This window comes from Sulfitobacter aquimarinus, assembly GCF_040149565.1.
GTDB lineage: Bacteria > Pseudomonadota > Alphaproteobacteria > Rhodobacterales > Rhodobacteraceae > Sulfitobacter > Sulfitobacter aquimarinus.
The window spans coordinates 25058-48054 of the sequence record NZ_JBEFLO010000016.1 but is presented as its reverse complement, the minus strand read 5'-3'; the positions used below and the strand labels follow the sequence as shown (position 1 = coordinate 48054).

Annotated in this window: 16 protein-coding genes and 1 pseudogene; 10 read left to right on the top strand and 7 right to left on the bottom strand. The window is 60.8% G+C overall.

Annotation, left to right across the window (positions count from 1 at the left end; translation table 11 throughout):
- Positions 1-467 (top strand): annotated as a pseudogene (locus ABMC88_RS18055) (sulfotransferase family 2 domain-containing protein); the annotation flags it as partial.
- Positions 468-496: 29 nt separating this feature from the next.
- Here ABMC88_RS18055 and ABMC88_RS18050 read toward each other — a convergent pair.
- On the bottom strand, positions 497-1312 hold the full coding sequence (locus ABMC88_RS18050) for an ABC transporter permease (protein ID WP_349578283.1): 816 nt from the start codon (positions 1310-1312) through the stop codon (positions 497-499).
- 127 nt (positions 1313-1439) lie between these two features.
- Between ABMC88_RS18050 and ABMC88_RS18045 the strand changes: the two genes are divergently transcribed.
- Together ABMC88_RS18045 and ABMC88_RS18040 are read left to right on the top strand one after the other, a co-directional pair.
- Complete coding sequence (locus tag ABMC88_RS18045; RefSeq protein ID WP_349578282.1) at positions 1440-2660, top strand: KpsE/RkpR family capsule polysaccharide export protein; 1221 nt, start codon at positions 1440-1442, stop codon at positions 2658-2660.
- A gap of 9 nt (positions 2661-2669) precedes the next feature.
- Entirely contained in the window at positions 2670-3329 is a 660-nt protein-coding gene (locus ABMC88_RS18040) for an ABC transporter ATP-binding protein (protein ID WP_349578281.1), read from the top strand.
- On the opposite strand, the gene ABMC88_RS18035 is transcribed toward ABMC88_RS18040, so the two are convergent.
- Both ABMC88_RS18035 and ABMC88_RS18030 read right to left on the bottom strand, forming a co-directional pair.
- A complete protein-coding gene (locus ABMC88_RS18035; protein WP_349578280.1) occupies positions 3330-4169 on the bottom strand; it encodes a Stf0 family sulfotransferase in 840 nt (279 codons plus the stop codon). It abuts the gene before it with no gap.
- A gap of 116 nt (positions 4170-4285) precedes the next feature.
- Positions 4286-5206, bottom strand: a complete 921-nt coding sequence (locus tag ABMC88_RS18030) for a glycosyltransferase (RefSeq protein ID WP_349578279.1) — start codon at positions 5204-5206, stop codon at positions 4286-4288.
- Positions 5207-5341: 135 nt separating this feature from the next.
- On the opposite strand from ABMC88_RS18030, the gene ABMC88_RS18025 reads away from it, so the two are divergent.
- Both ABMC88_RS18025 and ABMC88_RS18020 read left to right on the top strand, forming a co-directional pair.
- Positions 5342-7798 (top strand): M10 family metallopeptidase C-terminal domain-containing protein, encoded by a 2457-nt coding sequence (locus ABMC88_RS18025; protein ID WP_349578278.1) that lies wholly within the window; start codon positions 5342-5344, stop codon positions 7796-7798.
- 141 nt (positions 7799-7939) lie between these two features.
- Positions 7940-10492: a M10 family metallopeptidase C-terminal domain-containing protein gene (locus tag ABMC88_RS18020; RefSeq protein ID WP_349578277.1), complete on the top strand. Its 2553-nt coding sequence runs from the start codon at positions 7940-7942 to the stop codon at positions 10490-10492.
- Positions 10493-10498: 6 nt separating this feature from the next.
- Here the strand turns inward: ABMC88_RS18020 and ABMC88_RS18015 are convergent, their stop codons facing one another.
- Positions 10499-11167 (bottom strand): hypothetical protein, encoded by a 669-nt coding sequence (locus ABMC88_RS18015; protein ID WP_349578276.1) that lies wholly within the window; start codon positions 11165-11167, stop codon positions 10499-10501.
- A gap of 105 nt (positions 11168-11272) precedes the next feature.
- Between ABMC88_RS18015 and ABMC88_RS18010 the strand changes: the two genes are divergently transcribed.
- Both ABMC88_RS18010 and ABMC88_RS18005 read left to right on the top strand, forming a co-directional pair.
- A complete protein-coding gene (locus ABMC88_RS18010; protein ID WP_349578275.1) occupies positions 11273-13924 on the top strand; it encodes a calcium-binding protein in 2652 nt (883 codons plus the stop codon).
- Between the two features lie 43 nt (positions 13925-13967).
- Positions 13968-15452 carry a phosphomannomutase/phosphoglucomutase gene (locus ABMC88_RS18005; RefSeq protein WP_349578274.1) on the top strand — a complete coding sequence of 495 codons (1485 nt, stop codon included), beginning with the start codon at positions 13968-13970 and terminating at the stop codon, positions 15450-15452.
- 8 nt (positions 15453-15460) lie between these two features.
- Here the strand turns inward: ABMC88_RS18005 and rfbD are convergent, their stop codons facing one another.
- Genes rfbD through ABMC88_RS17990 form a run of 3 tightly spaced genes read right to left on the bottom strand, consistent with a single transcriptional unit; the run spans position 15461 to position 18956 of the window.
- A complete protein-coding gene (gene rfbD, locus ABMC88_RS18000) occupies positions 15461-16312 on the bottom strand; it encodes a dTDP-4-dehydrorhamnose reductase (RefSeq protein WP_349578273.1) in 852 nt (283 codons plus the stop codon).
- 22 nt (positions 16313-16334) lie between these two features.
- Positions 16335-17759: a mannose-1-phosphate guanylyltransferase/mannose-6-phosphate isomerase gene (locus ABMC88_RS17995; RefSeq protein ID WP_349578272.1), complete on the bottom strand. Its 1425-nt coding sequence runs from the start codon at positions 17757-17759 to the stop codon at positions 16335-16337.
- Between the two features lie 24 nt (positions 17760-17783).
- Positions 17784-18956: a nucleotide sugar dehydrogenase gene (locus tag ABMC88_RS17990; protein ID WP_349578271.1), complete on the bottom strand. Its 1173-nt coding sequence runs from the start codon at positions 18954-18956 to the stop codon at positions 17784-17786.
- A gap of 253 nt (positions 18957-19209) precedes the next feature.
- Here ABMC88_RS17990 and ABMC88_RS17985 point away from each other — a divergent pair, with 253 nt between their 5' ends.
- The 3 genes from ABMC88_RS17985 to ABMC88_RS17975 are packed head-to-tail and all read left to right on the top strand — an operon-like array spanning position 19210 to position 22953.
- Positions 19210-21315, top strand: coding sequence for a glycosyltransferase family 4 protein (locus ABMC88_RS17985; protein WP_349578270.1), 2106 nt, complete (start codon positions 19210-19212; stop codon positions 21313-21315).
- On the top strand, positions 21305-22048 hold the full coding sequence (locus ABMC88_RS17980) for a glycosyltransferase family A protein (protein WP_349578269.1): 744 nt from the start codon (positions 21305-21307) through the stop codon (positions 22046-22048). Before ABMC88_RS17985 ends, ABMC88_RS17980 begins: the two co-directional genes overlap by 11 nt.
- On the top strand, positions 22045-22953 hold the full coding sequence (locus ABMC88_RS17975; RefSeq protein WP_349578268.1) for an NAD-dependent epimerase/dehydratase family protein: 909 nt from the start codon (positions 22045-22047) through the stop codon (positions 22951-22953). Before ABMC88_RS17980 ends, ABMC88_RS17975 begins: the two co-directional genes overlap by 4 nt.
- Positions 22954-22997 lie beyond the last annotated feature (44 nt).

Below are 22997 nucleotides of genomic sequence, written 5' to 3'. Positions count from 1 at the left end.
TGTCCCAAGAGGAGTTGGACAAGCCGCATAACATAGGCAAAAAGCGTATGCTGGACCAATCGGCGGATGAGTATTTCATGGGCGGGGACCGTCCGTGGCAGCGGTTTATCGCGGACCATTACGACAACTTCTATTGCAGCTATTTCGCGACCCGCAAAATCCGCGGCCACCACGAGATCAAAGACCTGCCCCAGGAAGAGCTGGTCACCCGCGCCCAAGCGGGGCTGGCGCAGATTGACGCGGTTTATTCCGTCGATGATCTGGGGCGGCTTGAGGCGGACATCGAGGCGCGGTTGGGCAAATCCATCAGCCTGACCAAGACCTATCACAACACAGGCGCCGTGCCGCGTGGTGAGGCGCGCTGGCCCAAGCTGATGGCGCGGATCGAAAAGGATGAAACCCGCGCCAAGCTGGAAAGCTTTGTGGAAAGCGACAACATCCTGATGCAGCGCTTGGGCATGGCATAAGGGTACAAACCCCCTGTGTTAGGGTCTGTTCAGCCGTCGTTGACCAACATGCGGTGGCCACGGTACAGCAGCACGATCCCTGCCAGAAAACAGACCATCGACAGCCCCGTCAGATACATCAGCGATATATAGGTCGCATCGTAATTGGCATAAAACCCGCGCCGCATCAGGCCGACGATATGGACCAGTGGATTATACCACAGGATGTCGCGGTAGGGCTGGGGGATTGTTTCGAACACGAAGAAGATGCACGAGATGATGAACATCGGCCGCATCAGGATCGACCAGGCGCGCTGCCACAAGGGGATGCGCACAAACAGGTAGCAATTGAGCGTCCCAACCCCCAGCGCCAGCATGGCCGCCATCGCAAAGCCCAGCACGATGGTCGGATAATCAGGCACGATCTGCGTATCAAAGAACATCATGATCCCGCCCAGCAGCAGGTATGACACCAGCAGCTGCGTCAGCATATTGACCACAAACCGCGCAAGGATCGCGTCCATATAGGTCACGGCCGGATAGGCCAGCAGCGGTTTGGAAAACAGGATCGCCAGCGAGATTTTGCCAGACACATCCGTGAACATCAAAAACGGCAGCATCCCCGTGGCGTAAAACAGCGGAAAACTGGTGCCAAGCGCAGGCGACCGGAACCCCGCCGAGAAAATCAGCGTGAGCAGCGCAATGCCCGCAACAGGCTCTAACACGGCCCAAACATAGCCCCCCGGCGAGCGGCCATAGGTTGTCACCATCTCGCGCAGGACCAATGCAGTGATCGTGCGCAGGCTGGCAAGGGGCCGTTTTTTGCGGTGCAGGCTGCCTGCGGCGTGTTGGGGAAGCGGGGCCATTGCGGTCCTTTGCTCTGGGGGCTGCGTATTAATCGGGTGCGGGGCATGTTTGCTTTGGTATTCAAAGCACCGCAGGTCTATGGTTAAACCCTAACAGCAATAAAAGAAACACATCGGGGTACGCCACGTGTCACAGGCCGGATCACCAAATGCAGGGGCGCCAGCGCCCGCAGCGAACCAAGCGCCCGCCGCAAAGCCCGCGCCCGCCGCAAAACCGACCGCCCCTGTGGCACCGCCTGCATCGCCCGCACGCCCGCGCCGCCGTCATCTGCTGGCGCTGCTCAGCGGTTTTGTGATCGTTGTGGTCCCTGTGGCCGCACTTGCCTTTTATCTGTGGTTCGTGGCCGCGAACCAGTTCGCCTCGACCGTGGGGTTTTCGGTGCGCAAGGAAGAGGTCGGATCGGCCGTGGAAATCCTTGGCGGCATTACCGAGCTGTCGGGATCGTCCTCGTCTGATACGGACATCCTGTACGAATACATCCAGAGCCAGAAGATGGTGTCGCTGCTGGATGAAAAGCTGGACCTGCGCAGCCTGTGGTCCAAGCCCGAATATGATCCGGTATTTGCCTATGACGCCGATGGCACGATCGAGGATCTGATCAAATACTGGGAACGTATGGTGCGGATCTATTACGACAGCGGCAGCGGCCTGATCGAGGTCCGCGTGCTGGCCTTTGATGCCGCCGATGCCCAGGCGATTGCCGAAGGGATTTTTGCCGAAAGCTCTGACATGATCAACGAGCTGAGCGCGGTCGCCCGCGAGGATGCTGTGCGCTATGCCCGTGATGAATTGGAGACCGCTGTCGAGCGGCTGAAATCCGCGCGCGAGGCGATCACGCGGTTCCGCAATGACAACCGCATCGTGGACCCCAGTGTTGATCTGGCCACGCAGGCGGGCCTGTTGGGCACTTTGCAGACGCAGCTGGCCGAGGCGTTGATTGATCTGGACCTGTTGCTGGCCACCTCGCAATCTGCCGACCCGCGGGTGGTGCAGGCCGAACGCCGCGTCGAAGTGATCGAGAGGCGGATCGAGGAAGAGCGCCGCAAGCGCGGCATCAGTGGCGGCAGCGAAGAGACGTTCTCGACCCTTGTGGGGGAATACGAGCGGCTGATCGTGGACCGTGAATTTGCCGAGCAGACCTATGTGTCATCGCTGGCCACCCGCGATGCGTCCTTGGCCGAGGCACGCCGCCAAAGCCGCTATCTGGCGGCTCACATCCGCCCCACACTGGCCGAACGCTCGCTCTATCCGCAGCGGGTGACGGTGCTGGGCTTGTTTGCATTGTTCATGTTCATGGCCTGGGCGATCGGTACGCTGGTGGTCTACTCGCTCAAAGACCGCAGATAGGCGCGGCGCGTGATCGAATTTCGCAACCTGACCAAAGTGTTTCACCTGCGCGGACAGCGCAAGGTGGTGGCGGATAACATCAATGTGGTGTTCCCGACGGGCAAGGCCGTGGGGCTGTTGGGGCGCAACGGGGCCGGGAAATCGACCCTGCTCAAGATGATTGCAGGCACGATGGACGCGACCGAGGGGCAGATCATCTCGGACGGGTCGATCTCGTGGCCGGTGGGGTTTGCGGGATCGTTTCATGGCGAGCTGACAGGCGCGCAGAATGCACGCTTCATCGCGCGGATCTACGGTGTGGACACCGACGAGCTGGTGGATTTTGTGCGCGACTTTGCGGGGTTGGGCGGGCATTTCGATCTGCCGTTTCGCACCTATTCGGCGGGCATGAAATCGCGGCTGGCCTTTGGCGTCTCGATGGCGGTGCCGTTTGATACCTATCTGGTGGATGAGGTGACATCGGTGGGCGATGCCTCGTTCCGCGCCAAAAGCGCCGAGGTGTTCAATGCGCGGATGGAGCATGCCAGTGCGGTTGTTGTCTCGCACGGGATGGGACAGATCAAACAGCTATGTGATGCGGGGGCAGTTCTGAACGAGGGCGTGCTTACCTATTACGAAGATGTCGAAGAGGCCATTGCAGTGCACCAGCAAAACATGAAGTCGATCTAATCAGCCTTGGCGCGCGGTTAAGGTTTCCAAAGATTCAAGCTGTGCAAGCATAGGGGCGCGGCGGTTGTCGATCTCGGCCATAAGGTCGGGATGTTCGGTGCGGAAACGCTGGGCGAATTCCCTGTTCAGTGACGTGCCTAACTTTTCATGGGTCTGCTCTATCCGGTCAAACTGCATGTCTGGTAAACCAATATGGCGGGCAATAACCTGAGCGACTTCAATCGGCTCTAACTGTGTCATTCGTTCATAACTCAGACGCAGCGGTGCGAGCTTATAGCGTGTAAAGATGGCTTCGGTGCCGCGTTCATAATGGTCGATATGCGTGAGAAACCGTTTGATCCCTGCCGCGTCGTATTGCGCGCCTGTGTCGGCGCTTTGTGCTGCGTCGGTCTGGGTGGTGTGACCAATACGGGTCTGTGCTTTTTTAGAAAGCGACACGGCTTGCAACAGGATGTTTTCACGGATCAGCCAAAAGCATGGATCACGTTGGAAGTGTTTCATAAGGGCATGAGGGCCCTCGAACGTGACGCCGATGTCGCCAAATGTGATCTGAAAGCCGAAGACGCCTTTTGTATTGCGTACCCGTGTCAGTTTATCGATGTAGCTGTCCAGATCGGTCGCGTTCAGGCGTTGTGCAATGACGGGAACATTCGGCGGGTTGAACGGCTCTCCCGGGTTGCCAAGCTGTTTGGTCTGTATTGCAATATCACCCAGCCACGAAGAGCCACTGCGCGGGGTGAAATAGATGGCGTAGCGTGTTGTTGCGGCGGGCAGGGCCAGTTGTCGTTCATGTTTTTCGGGATCGTCGATTGCTGTGGGGAAAGAGTTTTTCTGAGCCATCAGGGAAAGCCTTATTAAAGGTCAAATATGTTTAGATGAATAGAAGTTGGGCATGTTTCTAGTGCCAGTGAAATGTGCGTCAATATTGTCTTTCCGACCTACGTATCAACACGATCCTATAGCCGTCTCAGCAGTGCTGCAAGATGAACGCAGGCGGTGCCCATGCGCCCTTGGCGGTGGATGCCTGCACGCCGCAGCATACGCAATGTGCGGGGGCGGGCGGCAAAGCTGTGCAGCGTTTCGCGGGCTTGCGGGGTCAGCAGACCGGCGCAGGTCGACAGGGCGGCGGTATTGGCATCGAGCCATCCCGCATAGGTGGTGCCAAAGACTTGGGACAGGCGCGCAACCGTGCTGCGCCAGCCGCCATGCGCGCCCATCAGGTTATCCCCGTGCTGGCGGTAGAGCAGCGTTTCGGCCTCATCCACCACCACATGCCCGCCCGCGCCGGTGACCAGCAGATACAGCCACCAGTCGTGATAGGGGATGCCCTGCGGCACGCCCGCACGGCGCACCAGCGCCAGTGTCTGTGCCGACAGCACCGCCGAATGGCCGCTGACGATGTTTTGCACCAGCGCATTGGAAAACGCAGGCACAGCCCCCGTGGTCGAGGAGGCGCCGATGGGCGTCAGCGTGTCATCCACATGCACCGATTGCGCCCCGTACAGCCACGGCTGGGTGGCCTCTTGCATGACCTCTACCGCACGGCTGAGTTTATGCGCGTGCCAGATGTCATCCTGATCCGACAGGGCGGTCATGCCTGCGGGGAATTCGGGATGGCACAGCAGCGATAGATAGTTGGCGGCCACGCCTTGTTGCGGCCCGTCAATCACCCGCAGCGGATGCTGCGCGCCATGGGTCTGGGCAAAGTCTTGCAGGATGGTGCGGGTGTCATCTGTTGATCCATCATCACTGACCCACAGCGACCACGCCGTGTGATCCTGCGCCAGATAACTGTCGAGCTGGGCACGCAGATGGGCGGCCCCGTTATAGGTGCACAGCGCAATGGTGATGTGGGGCGGAGGCGTGGTCATGTTCATGGATCGGCACTTACACTCAATTGTCGCAAAAGTCTTTTGAAACGTCACGAATTTGACACCCGCCGCGCCTGCCGTCGGCACCCCCCGATTTTACTCCCTGTTCGTGGTGAGTACGGGAAAAAGGGGTGGCTTTGGGTGAGCTATTTTGAGCATTTGTATAATGTGGGCGGCGTGCAAAACGTGGCCCTGTCAGGGCTAAGCGATCTGCAACTGGTCAGCACAGGCAACCAGCGGTTTTTGCAGGCCACAGGCGCCGAGGCGGGGCAGGTGTTTACCTGGAACGTGACGGGCAACAACGCGGTGCTGGTGCATAACGATATCTTGCAAAACGCCGTTGGATTATCCGCGCCGGTCGGGATGCACGCCGACGGCAATATGGTCTGGGTCTACGGTGTGGCAGGGCAGGGCGCGCAAGGGTTCTCTGTGGCAGCGGACGGCGGGCTGAACGCTGTGCACCATGTGGAGACCGGCAACGGGGCCATAACGGATATGGCAGGGGCCAGCGTCGCGGGCCAGATGGTCGCACTCACCGTGACGCGGGGCGCCACGGGGGTGGATGTCTGGCGGCAGAACGGCAGCGGCGATTTCGCCTTCGTCGAGACACAGACCGTGGGGATGCGCGGTGACGGCATCAGCGTCGAGATGGTGCAGGTCGGCGGGCGGATGTTCGCGGTGGCCGCTTCGGTGTTTGATCACCAGATTTCGACCTATTCAGTGGGCAATGCAGGCGTGTTAGAGCCTGTTTCCCAGGTTGGCGCGCTGGACGGTCTGGGGATTTCGCAGCCCACCCATCTGGAGGTGATCGAGGCAGGCGGCACGCAATTTGTGCTGGTGGGATCCTACGGGACAAGCTCGCTCACGCTATTGCGGCTGGAGGCGGGCGGCGGTCTGACGCCGGTGCATCAGGTCAACGATGATCTGGACACGCGCTTTGCAGGGGTCAGCGTGATGGAAAGCATCGAGGTAAATGGTGCCACCTATGTGGTGGCGGGCGGCCATGACGACGGGCTGAGCCTGTTCACCGTCCTGCCCGAGGGCCGCCTGCTGCATCTGGCCACGGTGGCCGATACGCTGGTGACGGGGCTGGATGGCCCGGGTTCCATCAGCCTGAGCGCGCGGGACGGGGGCATTGATATGTTCGTGGCCGAAAGCGGGACGGGCATATTGGGCGCGTGGCGGATTGATCTGGACGACAATATGATTGTCAGCGCAGGTGGCGGGGGGGCGGCCTCTAACCAGTCGGGCAGCAACCTGACCGCGGGCGCGGGTCAGGATGTGCTGATGGCGGGCATGGGCCGCGACACGCTGCGCGGCGGGGACGGTGCGGATGTGTTCGTTATCATGGCCGACGACGGGCAGGGCGACCGCATCATGGACTTCGAGATGGGCGTGGACCGCATCGACATCTCCTCGTTCGAGGGGTTCACCGGCCTGTCGAGCATGAGCTTCCAGACCCGTAATGACGGTGGCGTGGGCATCCGTCTGGGCGAAGAGGAAATCCGCGTTTACGGCGCGAATGGTGCGGATCTGAACGCCGATGATTTCGCCCTGCGCGATTTCATCTTTAGCGACCGGATCAGCGTGGCGGATGCCGTACAAGGCCCCGAGCGTAACGGCACCGACGGCAATGACCGCATTCTCGGCTCGCTCAGCCGCGAGATGATGTACGGGGGGGGCGGCAATGACACGCTGATTGCGGGCGCGGGGAATGACACGCTCAATGGCGGGGCGGGGGCGGATGTGATGCAGGGCGGCACGGGTGTGGACGTGGTTGATTACACCGGCTCGACCGGGTCGCTGCGGGTGGATTTGCTGTTCTCGCAACTCAACACAAACATCGCCATCGGTGACACCTATGACAGTATCGAGAACCTGATCGGCAGCCGCGGGTTCGACAACCTGCGCGGCACCTTCGAGGCGAACTGGATTTATGGTGCCAGCAACGTCGATTATATCTACGGGCGGCGCGGCGATGATACGCTGGATGGCGGCGTTGGCGATGACGTGCTGTTTGGCGGCGTGGGGGCGGATGTGTTGATTGGCGGCTCGGGTCGCGACCGTGCGCAATACTCTGAAAGCCCCGTCTCACTGGTGCTGGATCTGGCCCTGCCAGAGCGGAATACCGAACGCGCCGCAGGCGATACCTATGACAGTATCGAGGATCTGGCAGGCGGGTTGGCGGCGGATCACATTTCGGGCGATGGCGCGGCAAACCGCCTGTTCGGGCGCGAACGCGAAGACCGGCTTGAGGGGCGATGGGGAGACGATTACCTTAATGGGGGGGCACATTCTGACACATTGATCGGTGGTATGGGCGATGACACAATGCGCGGTGGCAGCCATGCTGACACGTTTATTTTCAATGCAGGGGACGATGTGATCGAAGACTTCAGCGCGCATTTCGGGGACGAGATCGGCTTTGCCGCCCCTGGCCTTCCCTTTGCCACAACCACTCCTGCGGCGCAGGTGATGGCGCAGTTTGCAACTGTGCAAAACGGGGATGTCGTCTTTGACTTCGGCTCTTACGGATCGCTGACGCTGGAAGGGGTCGGCGCGGTATCGGATCTGGAGGGCCAGATATTTGTTTTTTAACCAATGACGGGCATAAAACGGCGGGCATAAAATCGTGCGCGTCATGCCATGAAGTGGGCGCAATGCCTGCCTAAAGATACGCGCAACACGAGGGGGCATTCGGGATGCCTGAGCAAGACATAAAGAGTGAGGAACATCAGCATGACACATGAGGCAAACGCACAATCAGAGGCATCTGAAATAGACGATATGTCCCGTGGCGCTCTGATGGAGGGGGATGTCGCGGTGCAGGATCACTGCGGGCATGATGATTGTGGTGCCGACGGCTGTACCCATGTGCATGACCATGAAGACGGGGGGGGGGGCGACTCCCATACCGATTGTGACACGACCATTCCCGGCTTGCACCTGCATGACCATGATCATGATCACGGCGATGACGATACGGGTGCCGCTGACAAAAGCGAGAATATCCCGCCCTCGGCGGTTCCTGACATCTCGAATACGTCTGATGATTACGCGGGCAATTCATCGACCAGGGGCACCTTGCAGGTGGGCGGTTCGGCCAGTGGCAACCTCGAGGTGTCCTATGACACCGACTGGTTCGCGCTGACACTGACCGCAGGGCAGACGGTGCAGATTGACCAGACGGGTATCACGCTGGATGACCCGCTGCTGCGGATGCGCGACGGCGCGGGCAATCTGGTGGGGTTTGATGATGATGGCGGTCCGGGGCTGAACCCGTCGCTGACCTTTACGGCCACCAATTCAGGCACCTATTACGTCGAGGCGGGCGGCTACAGCAACCACCGCGGCACCTATACGCTGGAGGTGACGGGCGCTGAGGCTGTGACCTATGACGATTACGATCCGGTCGATGCGCTTTTGTGGGGGACCGAGCTGGCCAACCCTGAAACGATCAACGTCTATTTCGGCACCTCGGGCTATAGCGCGGGTGTGGTTGTGCCGGGCACGCCTGCCGTGACCTCCGAAGGGTTCACCGCCTATGAGCGCGCGCGTTTCATCGAGGCGTTCGAGCGGGTCGAAGCGGTGACCAATATTACCTTCAATGTCGTAAACTCGGCCTCGTCTGCGGATTTCCGTCTGGTGCTGGACACCAACGAGATGCAAAGCGGTTTGCTGGGGTATTTCACGCTGCCTACGTCGAACGGGACAGGCACCGCTTTGGGGGTGTTTAACGGCAATGAATGGGACCGCTCCGCAGGGGGCGACCTTGAGGCGGGCGGCATCGGTTTTGCCACCATCACCCACGAGCTGTTGCACGGTCTGGGCATGGCGCATGGCCATGATGCGGGTGGCACGTCGGGTGTGTTGCCCGGTGTGAGCAGCGCCTTCGGCAGCTTCGGGATTCACGGGCTTAATCAGGGGGTCTTTACCACGCAGTCCTATAACGGCGGGTTGTCCACGGGGGCGGCAGGCACCTCGCAGACCAATGCCAGCTGGGGCGGCGAAGCGGGGCCAATGGCGCTTGATATCGGGGCGCTGCAACGGTTGTACGGGGCCAATACCACCACGGCGCGCGGTAATGATGTTTATACACTTGATGCCAGCAACGGGCAGGGCACCCATTGGGAAAGCATCTGGGACACGGGCGGTGTGGACGAGATCCGCCATACTGGCAGCGCGGGCGCGACAATCAATTTGCGTGCCGCCACCCTGCAAGGTGAAGTCGGCGGCGGGGGCTTCCTGTCACAGGCCAACGGCATCGCGGGCGGCTTTACCATCGCCAATGGGGTGGTGATCGAAAACGCCACAGGCGGCAGCGGCAATGACGTGCTGATCGGCAATGACGCGGCCAACCGGCTGACCGGCGCGGGCGGCGACGACACGCTGGAGGGCGGCGGCGGCGCGGATATGCTGATGGCGGGTGCAGGCAGCGACAGCATGGACGGCGGCGCAGGTATTGATACGGTCAACTACAGCGCCTCCAGCGGGTCGTTGCGGGTGGATTTGCTGTTCAGCCAGATCAATACCAACATCGCGGCGGGCGACACCTATACCAGCATCGAAAACCTTGTCGGCAGCCGCAGCGCCGACAACATACGCGGCACGTTTGATGCCAACCTTTTGCAAGGTGAGGGCAACGTGGATTACATCTTTGGCCGCCGCGGCAACGATACGCTGGACGGGGGCGTTGGCAATGACGTGCTGTTTGGCGGGACCGGTGCCGATGTGCTGATCGGCGGCGAGAACCGCGACCGCGCCCAATACTCCGAAAGCCAGACCGCCATTCTGGTCGATTTGATGAACACGGCCCGCAACACGGGCGAGGCCATTGGCGACACCTATAGCAGCATCGAGGATCTGGCAGGCGGGCGGTTCGACGACCAGCTGTCGGGCGACACCGGCAGCAACCGGCTGTTCGGGCGCGAGGGCAATGACCTGCTTTATGGTCGTGCGGGCGATGACTACCTCAATGGCGGGGCCCACAGTGACCGTCTGGATGGCGGCCTTGGCAATGACACGCTGCGCGGCGGGCAATCGGCCGATACCTTCATCTTCAACGGCGGCCGCGATGTGGTCGAGGATATGGTGCTGAACCACAATGACCGTCTGGGCATCGAAGCGCGGGTGATTGACCAGGTCACCGGCCTGAGCGGCGCACAGGTTGTGGCGCAGTTCGCGGGCATCGAGAACGGCACCGCTGTGCTGCGCTTTGATGCGGATAACACGGTTGTGTTGCAAAACATCAGCACGCTGGCGGATCTTGAGACGAACATCTTCGTCTTCTAGGCGACCCTAGAACTTGTGGCGCCACTCGACCTTACCGGTGGTGCCGAAATCGCGGTAGCGGCGCAGTTCCAGCGTGGCGCCGCCCACTTGGGTGGTGGCGCTGATGAACGGGTCCACCACGCGGCTATGGCCGCGCGCATTGATCAGCGCGGATGTGATGCGCGTTTTCACATAAGCGCCCGCAATCCCCACCCCGATTTTCTGGCTGCCCCAAGGCGCATGTGCAGGCCCCAGCGCCAGTGCCACGTTCACCTGCGGCTCGACCCGAAGGCTCAGGAAATCGGTGCGCAGCGGGTCGGTCAGCCGCGTGCGGTTATTGGCCAGCAACACGCCATCGGGCAGGGCGTAACGCGCCTGCGCGATCCCTGCATAGACCGTAGGCTCCAGCGTCAGACGGGCAGGGCGCAGCGCGTGGCGCTGCATGACCGAGACGCCCGCGCTGCGGCTACGTTTCAGGCGCACAGTGGTAGGGGCGCGGCCTGCATCCGTATCCGCACCGCTCCCGCCAAACAGCCCGTCCGGCAAGGCGCTACCATCTCCGCCCAGCCCAAACGCGATCGCAGCAGATGCAGCCCCTTTCGGATGCGTGGCCCCGTCATCGGTGCCCAGATGCAGACGCGTCTGGGTCGGGATCGGGGTCTGGGCGCAGGCCGCCAGAACACAGGCCGGGACCAAGAGGACACAACAACGCATGAGGGAAATTACAACTTGTATCAAAGGGTCCACTTGACGGTATAAAGGGGTGAAAGACCCCATTAGACATATCCAAGGAATTTACCCATGGCGACTCTTACCGCATCAACCAATTTCTTCCCCGATATTAACGATGACACACCCGCCTGGATTGACGCCATCCAAAGCGCGTTCAACGGGGTCACCCTGTCACGCCAGACGCAGCTGGATGCGCTGTTTGACGGGGATCCGTCGCGGGTAGACATCGCGCTGGATAGTGCCCCCATCGCGCTGGGGGCGACAGGGATAACATGGGCGCATAACGGCGGCCGGGTTGAACTGACGGGCACGGGATTTGGCGCGTTTGATACGCTGGAGGAACTCGACATCGCCATCCGCGCCGCGATCGAGGCGGCGCTGAACGGATCGGGCGCGGCCAGCACAAATGGTCTGGGCTCGCTTGCGCTCAACACCTTCAACTTCTTTTATCAAAACGTCCCCGCACTTAGCATTGGTCTGGGGTCCACGGGCGTCTCGGTGAGCAGTGGCAATCTGTCCTTTGATCTGGTGGGCGCAGGGCCGGGCTCGCTCAACGGGATTATTGATTTGCTGGCGGCGTTCCAGAACGCGGGCGATGCCGATACCGAGGCCGATTTCGAGGCTGCGCAGGAGGTGCTGTTCAATCTGCTGGAGGACGTAGGCTTTACCAGTTTTACGCTGATGGACGGCGCCACGCAATTGTTGGCCCTGAGCCTGAGCGATACGCAGCTGCGCCTCACCTCGGTCAACACCGAGATCGAGCTGAACGGCGATTTCCCGGCGGGCAACTTTGGGGCGCTGATCGACGTGATCAACCAGATCGACGCGGCCGAGGCCAATGGCACGCCCATCGACAATCTTGACCAGATCACGGGGCTGGGCATCGACAACCTGATCATCCGCGAAAACGGGGCGGAGCTGTTGCGTGTGCAAGGCCCGTTCACCGATGACGCCAGCACCGATATCACGCAGGCAACCATCACCGGCACCAATGACGCAGACGAGGCTTACGTTGATAACCTGGGCGTCGAGACTGGCGATGTCACCTATAACATGGGGGCGGGGAACGACCGGATTGCGATCGACACATATGACGCGCATTTCCCTGAATACGCCACCGATGCCAACATCACGCTCAACGGCGGCGCGGGCAGCCGCGATCTGCTGGAGGTGAGCGATGATATCGGTTTCGGGGATTTCCCCGAGTTCTTTAACACCAGCTTTTTTGCCGCCCCTGCGGACCGCATCATCGCGGTTGATCTGGGTTTGGGGCTGATGACAGGCACTTTTGCAAACAACTCCGAGGCGCCCTATGCCTATGCGCTGTCAGGGATCGAGGATGTCCGCCTGAACGTGGCAGGCCTGTTTTCGTTTAACGGCGATGCTGCCGACAACACGCTGCAGCTTGGCTATGTCGGGCATCGGGACCTTATGAGCGATTTTGTGCTGGATGGTGGCGCGGGGGCGGGCGATGTGCTGGACCTGACGCAGGTACAGCTGGGCGATCGTTTTTACGAGGGTCTGACCTACCGCGAATTGCGCAACGAATTGACCGTTTCGCGCGACGACGATGACGGCGTCAACAACATCGTGACCCTTTCGGTCGACGGCCCATCAACCACCGTATTCGAGCTGCGCAACTTTGAGACGATCCGCGTGCTGGAAGCCGGTGCCGTGGGCAGCCGCGACATCGCGGTGAGCGATCTGCAAATTCGCGGGGTGGACCGCACAGGGACGGTGAACAACGACAACATCCTCGGCTCGCTTGATGCCGATACGCTGACAGGGGGCGGCGGCGAAGATACGCTGGTGGGCGGCGGCGGCGATGATCTGTTCATCGGCGGCAACCCGAATGCGCTGTCCAATGCGGCGGGCGGTGATACGTTTATCGGCGGCGCGGGCCGCGATGCGGTCAGCTATGAAGGCTCGTTCGGGTCGCTGCGGGTGGATTTGCAGTTCAGCCAGATCAACACATTCGCTGCTGCGGGCGACACCTATGACAGCATCGAGGATGTGATCGGCTCTCAGGGCGCCGACAACATTCGCGGCAACCAAGAGGACAACAACCTCGTCGGTCTGCGCAATGTCGATTATATCTTTGGCCGTCGCGGCAATGACACGCTGGAGGGGCATATCGGCGATGACGTGCTGTTTGGCGGTGTGGGCGCTGATCACCTGTCGGGCGGGTCCAACCGTGACCGTGCGCAGTATTCGGAATCGCTGACGGCCGTGCTGCTGGATCTGGCCGATGCCTCGCGCAACACAGGCGAGGCGGCAGGCGATGTCTATGTCAATATCGAGGATCTGGCAGGTTCGGCCTTTGCCGATACGATTTACGGTGATGCGGGCGACAACCGCCTGTTTGGCCGCCAAGGTGCGGATTATCTGGATGGGCGCTCGGGCGATGATTACCTCAACGGCGGCGGCGGTCAGGATACGCTGGTTGGCGGCGCGGGCGATGACGTCATGCGCGGCGGCACGTCCCGCGATACCTTTGTCTTTGATGGCGGCAACGACATCATCGAGGACTGGTTTCTGGATCAGATCAATCTGGACCGTGACCTGTGGGGCGGGGCCGATCTGGCGGCGGCTGACATCATCAGCACCTATGCCAACGTTGTGAACAACGACACGGTCTTTGACTTCGGGGGTGGCAATACGCTGACCTTGCAAGGTCAGGATGACACGGGTGCGCTCACCGCGTATATCTTCGACGTCTGACGCATATCCCCTTCTATGGGGCGATCCATAGAAGGGGATTTTCATGACCAAACCACAACCCACCGTTACGCCCAACACATGGGAATTCCTGCGCGATGCGATGATCGCGCCCACGGGGTTTCGTGAATATGATGCGCGCTGGCAGTACCCCGAGGCGATCAACCTGCCGGGGATCACCGCACTTGGGCTGGGCCTTGGCACGCAGATGTATGCCCGCGGGATCGAGCCTGTGATTGCCGTGGGCAATGATTACCGCGACTATTCGCTGTCGATTAAAAACGCGCTGATGCTGGGGCTGATGCAGGCGGGCATCCAAGTCAAAGACATCGGGCCTGCGCTGTCGCCCATGGCGTATTTCGCGCAGTTCCATCTGGACGCGCCTGCGGTGGCGATGGTCACCGCCTCGCACAACCCCAACGGCTGGACAGGCGTGAAGATGGGGTTCGAGCGCCCGCTCACCCACGGCCCTGACGAGATGGCAGAGTTGCGCGACATCGTGCTGGAGGGGCGCGGTGTGGCCCGCGAGGGCGGCAAATATGAATTCGTCGAAGGCGTGCGCGAGGCTTATCTGGACGATCTGGTGGGCGACTTCAAAATGACGCGGCCCTTGAAAGTGGTTTGCGCCACGGGCAACGGCACGGCAGCGGCTTTCGCGCCCGAACTGTTCGCCCGCATGGGCGTCGAGGTGGTGGATAGCCACAACAGGCTCGACTACACCTTCCCGCATTACAATCCCAACCCCGAAGCCATGGAAATGCTGCATGACATGAGCGCATCCGTGAGAGCGTCAGGCGCGGACCTTGCGCTGGGGTTTGACGGCGACGGCGACCGCTGCGGTGTGGTGGACGACGAGGGTGAAGAGATTTTTGCCGATAAAGTCGGTGTCATCATGGCCCGCGATCTGTCGGGGATTTATCCTGATGCGCAATTTGTGGCGGATGTGAAATCAACGGGGCTTTATGCTTCTGATCCCGTACTCAAGGCCAACGGGGCCAAGACCGATTACTGGAAAACTGGCCACTCCCATATGAAGCGGCGTGTCAAAGAGCTGGGCGCACTGGCGGGGTTCGAGAAGTCGGGCCACTACTTTCTGGCCGAGCCGTTGGGCCGTGGCTATGACTGCGGGATGCGCGTCGCGGTCGAGATTTGCAAGCTGATGGACCGCAACCCCGATATGTCCATGTCTGATCTGCGCCGTGCGCTGCCGACAAGTTATGCGATGCCCACGCTGTCGCCCTATGCCGCCGATGAGGAGAAATACGATATCCTTGCGCGTATCGTCTCTAAACTGGAGGAATTGACCGAACTCGCGGGCCGCAAGGTCGTGCAAGTGGTCACAGTGAACGGGGCACGGGTGATCCTTGATAACGGGTCATGGGGGCTGGTGCGGGCGTCCAGCAATACGCCCAATCTGGTGGTGGTCTGCGAAAGCGCCGAGAGTGAGGCAGAGCTGCGCGAGATCTTTGCGCAGATCGATGCGATCATCCGCACCGAGCCGGGTGTGGGGGAGTATGACCAGACGTTTTAGGCTCTAAATCAGGTCCTAAGCTGCGCCAGAATGGCATCCAGACTGTCGCGCCAATCGGGGCGCGGGATGCCGAAGGTCTGCGTGGTGGCGGTGCAGTCCATGCGCGAATTCAGGGGCCGCGTGGCGGGGGTGGGATACTCCGACGACGGGATGCCCGTGACCTCACATGATAGCCCTGCGCGGGCAAAGATTTCGCGCGCGAAACCCGCCCAGCTGACATCGGGGGCGCCTGCGAAATGGTAGATGCCCGAGAGCTGCGGCTTGTCCCCCAAGGCATGCGCGATGGTCAGGCAGGCAGCTGCAATCTCTGCCGCGCCGGTGGGGCCGCCGATCTGGTCATCGACGACGTTCAGCGCATCGCGCTCGGCCCCCAGCCGCAACATGGTTTTCACAAAGTTATTGCCATGGGCCGAGACAACCCAAGAGGTGCGCAAAATGGCATATGTGCCACCTGCGGCAACCACGGCCTGCTCGCCCGCCAGTTTGGTGCGCCCGTAGGCGCCTTGCGGACCTGTCGCATCATCGGGCTGCCACGCATCGGTGCCGCTGCCGTCAAACACATAATCGGTCGAGATGGTCACAAAGGGAATGCCAAGTGCGGCACAGGCCTGTGCGATGGCGGCGGGGGCCTCGGCGTTGATGGTGTGGGCCAGCGCTTCGTCTTCCTCGGCGCGGTCCACGGCGGTGTAGGCGGCGGCGTTGATCACGGCATCGGGGGTATGGGTCGCGATGGCGGCAGCACAGGCGGCGGGGTCGGAAAAATCCGCCGCCCTGCGGTCAAGCGCGATCAGATCATCGCCGCCTTGCGCGCGCAATTCGGTTGCGACCTGACCATTGTGGCCGAATACGAGGATCTTCATGCTGTGTCTCTCCGGAGTGGCCCTAGCCCTTGGCCCCTTGGCCGCGTGCATAGACGTCTTCATAGCGGATGATGTCATCCTCACCCAGATATGCGCCTGTTTGTACCTCGATCAAGACCATCGGCACTTTTCCGGGGTTTTCCATGCGGTGGACCGCGCCCAACGGGATATAGACGGACTGGTTTTCGCTGACCAATTGGGTACGCTCGTCGATGGTGACTTTTGCAGTGCCCTCCACGACGATCCAGTGTTCGGCGCGGTGGTGGTGGCTTTGCAGGCTCAGGGCCGCGCCGGGATGCACAACGATGCGTTTGACCTGAAACCGCGTGCCGATGGCAAGGCTTTCGAACCAGCCCCAGGGGCGGTGGTCTTTGGGGAACTGCTCGGCCTGCGTGGCACCGCGCTCCTTGAGCGCTTGCACCGCCAGTTTCACGTCCTGCCCGCGGCGCGCATCGGCGACCAGCACGGCGTCGTTCATGGCGATGGCTACGATATTGTCCAACCCGATGCCCACCAGCTCCATGCCGTCACTTTCCGATCGCAGCAGGCTGTTGTGGCAATCAATCGAAGTGGCATTGCCCGACAGCGCCACGCCACTTTCGTCGCGTGTGCTTTCCCGCCAGACAGCATCCCAACCACCTAGATCGGACCATGGGCCACGGTAGGGCGCGACCGACAGGTTATCCGCCCGCTCCATCACCGCGTAGTCGATCGAGATATTCTCGGCACGCGCCCACGGTTCGGGCGCGAGGCGCAGGAAACCCAGATCGACTTGGGCCTGCGTCACGGCCTCTTGGACAGGGGCGATCATATCGGCGCAATGGGTTTTGAACGCCTCCACCATGGTAGAGGCGCGGAAGAGGAAGATGCCTGCGTTCCACAGGTAAGTGCCCGCGCCCAGCATCTGCTCGGCGGTGGCGGCGTCCGGCTTTTCGACAAATCGGACCAGCGGGACGATGTCGCCCTCTGCAGTGCTGTCCATCTCAAGATAGCCATAGCCTGTCTCGGGGTAGGTGGGCGTGATGCCGAAGGTGACGATGCGGCCTGCGTGGGCGGCAGCGCAGGCGGCCATGACCGTTTCGCGAAAGCCCGCGTCATCGGGGATCAGGTGATCGGAGGGACACACCAGCATCAGCGCATCGGGGTCGCGGGCGTGCAGGTACAATGCGGCGGCCAGAACGGCGGGGGCTGTGTTACGGCCCTCCGGCTCGATCATGATGGCGCCGGGGTCGATGCCGATCTCGGCCAGCTGCTCGGTCACGATAAAGCGGAAGTCCGATCCCGTGACCACCAGTGGCGCGTCAAAATCCCCCAAGCGGCTGGCCGAGGCCTGAAACAAGGTCTGTTCGCCCACCAGCGGCACGAACTGCTTGGGATAGCTTTTGCGCGACAAGGGCCACAGCCGCGTGCCAGAGCCGCCACACAGGAGAACAGGAGTCAGGGTCATGGGCGTTCCTTTTTGCAGTGCCGTCTAGTCCAGTCCGAACAGATCACGGGTGAATACCTTGTCCGCCACATCGTCCAGCACCTGTGACTTGCGGTTGGTGACGATCAGATCGCTGGCCGCTTTGAAGGCCTCCAGATCGGTGTAGACCTCCGAGCCGAAGAAGTGGTCCTCTTCGAGCAGCGGCTCGAACACGACGACGCGGATGCCTTTGGCCTTGATCCGTTTCATGATCCCCTGAATGGAGCTTTGGCGGTAGTTGTCAGAGCCTTCTTTCATCGCAAGCCGGTAGATGCCGACAACCTTGGGGTAGGGCGCGCGCGCGATGATCTGGTCGGCCAGAAAATCCTTGCGGGTGCGGTTGGCGTCCACAATGGCGCGGATGAGGTTTTGCGGCACGTCTTCGTAATTGGCGAGCAGCTGTTTGGTGTCTTTGGGCAAACAATAGCCGCCATAGCCGAACGAGGGGTTGTTATAGTGATCGCCGATGCGCGGATCGAGGCAGATGCCCTCGATGATCTGGCGGCTGTCCATGCCACCCGCCAGCGCATAGCTGTCCAGCTCGTTGAAATAGGCCACGCGCATGGCGAGGTAGGTGTTGGAGAAAAGCTTGATCGCTTCGGCCTCGGACGGGTCGGTGAGCTGTACGGGCACATCCGTGATGGCGGCCCCTTGCAGCATCAGATCGGCAAAGGCGCGGCCGCGGGGGCCCGTGTCGCCCACCACGATGCGGCTGGGGTGCAGGTTGTCGTGCAATGCGCGGCCTTCGCGCAGGAACTCGGGGCTGAAGACAATGCGGTCTGTGCCCAGCTCGGCGCGCATGGCGGCGACATAGCCGACGGGGATGGTGGATTTGATTATCACCGTGCTGTCGGCGCTGTGTGCGATGGCAAGGCGGATCACATGGTCCACGCTGGTGGTGTTGAACGAATTGGTATCCGCGTCATAGTTGGTGGGCGTGGCCACCACGACCAGCTCGGCCCCCTCCAATGCGGCATCCGCATCGGTGGTGGCATGCAGATCGAGGGTCTCGTCTTGCAAAAACGCGCTGAGTTCGGCGTCGATGATGGGGCTTTGCCGGCGCGTGACCATCGCGGCGCGGTCCGCATCAAGGTCGACACCTGTGACGGTGTGGTTCTGCGACAATAGCGCGGCATTGGACATGCCCACATAGCCCAGTCCGAAAACGGCAATCTTCATGATGTAACTTTTCTTTTTTTACTCTGCTCGGGGGCAGTATAACACGGTTAATGTGGCAGGTGTGAGGCCGTGTTTGGATATCGTATGGCCACGGCGTGCCGATGCTTCTTTTGTAGGCTGTGCTATACGTGGCGAGGCTGCTGGCATAAAGATGGAGGATATCCGCACTTGCATCTGTCAAAGGATGCGTTTTAACCACTGCTATCTTCGGCTAAGACCCCAATAATCCGTTTAACAGAGAAGTTTTTACATCATGGGTATTTTTTCCAAGAAAACCGAACAGCCCCCCGCGCCAGAGCCAGAAACGCTTGAAACGCCGCCGTCCGAGGCCGTGGAAGATGTTGTGCAGCCCGATGAGGCGCAAGACGATCTGGGTGAGGATATTGTTGCACAAGATGCACAGATCGAGGCTGAGGCCGAGAGCGCAGAGGACGATGATGCAAAGGAAGCCGAAATGGACAAGCTGCGCAAGGGGTTTGATGCAGCCTATTATCTGTCACATAACCCTGATGTGTTGAGGTCAGGGGACGATCCTTTTGACCATTATATGTTGCACGGCTGGAAAGAAGGCCGCCGCCCCAATGGCTGGTTTGTGCCCGAGGAATATGTCGCCCGCCACCCCACGCTGGACCCCAGCGAGATAAACCCGTTTGTGCATTTCATGATTTACCGTGATCTGCCGGGCCGCATTGCGCAGGCCGATTTGCAAGCGTTGCGCCAGAACCGCGTGTTCTATTGGGCCGATAAACATCTGGACGATGACGAAGAAGGCGCGCGCCCTGTCATCATCGCCTCCAACATGCCCGGCAAGGAAGAGCTGCGGATTGTGCGCGCACATTTCGATGCCGAATACTACACCGCGCAGAACCCCGATCTGGCGGATAAGTGGATCGACCCGCTGTTGCATTTCATGACGCTGGGCTGGATCGAATTGCGCGACCCGAACCGCGATTTCTCGGTCTCGTATTATCTGCGCAAGAACAAGGATATCCGCCGTCAGGGTCTGAACCCTTATGTGCACTATCTCAAACACGGCCACCGCGAAAAATGGCGCCAGTCGGCGTCGGTGGCGGATGTGAAGATCCTTGATCTGTTCGAAGACAATCCGGAGATGGGAAAACTGGTGGCCGCAGCCAAAGCGCTGGACCCGATGGTTGCCATGCCCGGCGGGCAGCGCATCATCACCTCGCCCCTGAAAGCGGCAGCCGAGACCACGGATGTGGCGCGGGCGCTGCGGCGACGGCTGGCGGGCAAGACCTACCGCTATGTTGTGGCAGTGCCCCATGTGCGCATGTCGGGGGCCAGCCGCGTCGCCTCGATCTTTGCCGAGGCGCTGTCGAATGTCGCGGACCCTTCGGAAATTCTGGTCATCACCACCGACAGCTCCGAGAGCGAATATATCGAGTGGTTCTCGGACAAGCTGGATATTTTTGATCTGTCAAAAGAGATCACAACCCTTGGCCCCGAAGACAAGATCCGTGCGCTGATTGATCTGCTGCGCGGGGTCGAGTGTCACACGTTCATCAACGTCAACAGCCGTCTGGTCTGGGAAGCGATGCGCCTGTATGGCCGTCAGCTGTATCACGAGTTCCGGATCGTGACCTATCTGTTCACATGGGACGAGAACGTGCGCGGCGACCGCGTCGGCTATCCGATCCAGTGGTTGCGTGACACGGCAGACCACCATCACCTGCTGCTGACCGACACGAAAAATCTGGCCAATGATGTGGCCGACAGGCTGGGCTTTGACCAAACCGGCGAGGCACCGCAGGTCGTGCCCGTCTATACCCCCATCACCGGCGAGGCAGCGGTTGCCACCTTGGCCAAACGGCGCAGCGGGGCCGGACACTTCTTGTGGGCGGGTCGGTTTGATCCGCAAAAGCGTCTGGATTTGCTGGTGGCGATTGCGCGGGCCAACCCTGACATGACATTTGATGTCTACGGCAAAACCGTGCTGGGCAAAAAAGGTCTGGCCGAATTTGATCCGCCGGAAAACATCATTGAAAAAGGCACCTATTCCGACCTTCAGGAGGTGCTGGACACGCCGTACAACGGCTTCCTTTATACCGCCCAATGGGACGGTCTGCCGACCATTTTGCTGGATATGGCCGCTGCGGGTCTGCCGATTGCCGCCTCCAATGTGGGGGGGATTTCGGAGATGCTGGACAAAAAGACCGGCTGGCTGGTCAAGGATTTCGAGGACATCGACGCCTATAGCGCCGCACTGGCCGAGATGGCCGCCGACCCCGAGGAAGCACAAAAACGTGTCGCCGCGTTGCAGACCCGTCTGGGCAAACAGTTCGCCCTCAAGGGCTATATCAATGGCATCAAGAAGATGGTGAAAACATATGACCTGTGATCTGACTTGCATCATTACCGGCCACCGCGAGGGGCGTCTTGCCGTGCCGTCGCTGCGCTCTTTCTGGGCCGCGATCGAGGCCGCGCGCGCCGCAGGGTTTACCGTTGAAGCGCTTTTGTGTCTCGACCGCCCCGATGCGCTGACCGAGAAGCTGTTTAACACCTACAAGAACGACGCGGTGGCGGTTGATACCTATGACGTTGCCGATCAGGGCAAGGTGCGCAACGGGGCCGTGGAAAAGGCCAAGGGCAAATATTGCGCGTTCCTTGATGCAGATGATCTGTGGTCGCAGACATGGCTCGTCGAGGCGCTGACCTTCCTCAAGGACAAGCCATCGACCCATATCGCGCACCCTGAATATAACTATTTCTTCGAAAAACAGGCGACGATTTTCACCCATATCGACCAAGAGAGCGATGAGTTCCGGCTCGATCTGTTGCGGGTGGCGAATTACTGGGACGCGCTGTGCGTCTGTCCCACGGCCATCTACCGCGAGCTCCCGTTTTGTGACCGCGACATCGCGGGCGGCTATGCCTATGAGGACTGGTTCTGGAACTGCGAGACAGTGGCGGCGGGATACATCCACAAGGTCGTGCCCGACACGGTGCTGTTCAAACGCCGTCAGGAAAGCTCGCAGACTGTGAAGGCATCGACCAACAAATCGCTGACGCGGCGCCATCCGTTGATGAAGTTCGACCACCCGATGTACGCCGCTGAAGACACTGCATCATGATCCTGATCCTTGGCGGTACGGGGTTTGTCGGCAAGAACCTTGTCACCTGCCTGCATGCCCGCGGCGAGGCGATGCGCGTTGTCTCGCGTGCGCCTGATGCAGCGTTTCTTGAGAAGCACGCCCCCGGCACCAGTGCCCTGCGGCTAGAGCAGTTCATGGCCGATCCCAAGGCCGCCCTGTTCGGGGTCGAGACGGTTGTCTATCTGGCCTCCACCAGCACACCGGGGGCCAATCTGGACACCCCATGGCGCGAGGCCCGTGACACGGTCGAGGCCGCGATGCGCGTGCTCTCGGCGGTGGCCGCCCATTCGGACGCCAATGTGATCTACCTGTCCTCTGGCGGCACGGTCTACGGCGAGACGACAGCCAGTATGATTGCCGAAGATAACGAATTGCGCCCGATCTCTCCTTACGGGTTGGGCAAGAAGATGACCGAAGCGGCCGTGGATTTCATGGCCCGCACCCACGGGTTGCGCACGACCATCCTGCGCCCGTCCAACCCCATTGGCCGTTGGCAGGTCAGCGTGAGCCAAGGCGTGGTGGGCGCGTTGATGCGGGCGGCGCAGCAGGGCGCGGTCTTCAACATGATCGGCGAAGGATCAGCGGTGCGCGATTATTTCGACGTGCGCGATCTGTCCCACGCGATCGAGGCCGTGATCGACAACCCCGAGGCCAGCAATGGCAAAACGTGGAACGTAGGCTCGGGCGAGGGCACCTCGGTGCGCGAGATGCTGGAGCTGGTGCAGGAGGTCAGCGGCCACGAGATCAAGGTCCAGCACACGCCAGCGCGCAGCACCGATGTGGCGCGGGTGGTATTGGATACCTCGGCGATCAAAGGGGCGTTGGGCTGGACGCCTGCGCACGGTTTGCGCGCGTCATTGCAGGACATCTGGGCGGCGATGTAAGGGAATTCCCCCTCGCGGCTCTCTGTACGCGGGGCGGGGGACGG

What these genes read in the sequence shown, in the direction of transcription:
- ABMC88_RS18005 (WP_349578274.1), top strand. Translation starts at nt 13,968, where the DNA reads ATGACCAAACCACAACCCACCGTTACGCCCAACACATGGGAATTCCTG.
- ABMC88_RS18020 (WP_349578277.1), top strand. Translation starts at nt 7,940, where the DNA reads ATGACACATGAGGCAAACGCACAATCAGAGGCATCTGAAATAGACGAT.
- ABMC88_RS17990 (WP_349578271.1), bottom strand. Translation starts at nt 18,956, where the DNA reads ATGAAGATTGCCGTTTTCGGACTGGGCTATGTGGGCATGTCCAATGCC.
- ABMC88_RS17985 (WP_349578270.1), top strand. Translation starts at nt 19,210, where the DNA reads ATGGGTATTTTTTCCAAGAAAACCGAACAGCCCCCCGCGCCAGAGCCA.
- ABMC88_RS18010 (WP_349578275.1), top strand. Translation starts at nt 11,273, where the DNA reads ATGGCGACTCTTACCGCATCAACCAATTTCTTCCCCGATATTAACGAT.
- ABMC88_RS17975 (WP_349578268.1), top strand. Translation starts at nt 22,045, where the DNA reads ATGATCCTGATCCTTGGCGGTACGGGGTTTGTCGGCAAGAACCTTGTC.
- ABMC88_RS18035 (WP_349578280.1), bottom strand. Translation starts at nt 4,169, where the DNA reads ATGGCTCAGAAAAACTCTTTCCCCACAGCAATCGACGATCCCGAAAAA.
- ABMC88_RS17980 (WP_349578269.1), top strand. Translation starts at nt 21,305, where the DNA reads ATGACCTGTGATCTGACTTGCATCATTACCGGCCACCGCGAGGGGCGT.
- ABMC88_RS18030 (WP_349578279.1), bottom strand. Translation starts at nt 5,206, where the DNA reads ATGAACATGACCACGCCTCCGCCCCACATCACCATTGCGCTGTGCACC.
- rfbD (WP_349578273.1), bottom strand. Translation starts at nt 16,312, where the DNA reads ATGAAGATCCTCGTATTCGGCCACAATGGTCAGGTCGCAACCGAATTG.
- ABMC88_RS17995 (WP_349578272.1), bottom strand. Translation starts at nt 17,759, where the DNA reads ATGACCCTGACTCCTGTTCTCCTGTGTGGCGGCTCTGGCACGCGGCTG.
- ABMC88_RS18050 (WP_349578283.1), bottom strand. Translation starts at nt 1,312, where the DNA reads ATGGCCCCGCTTCCCCAACACGCCGCAGGCAGCCTGCACCGCAAAAAA.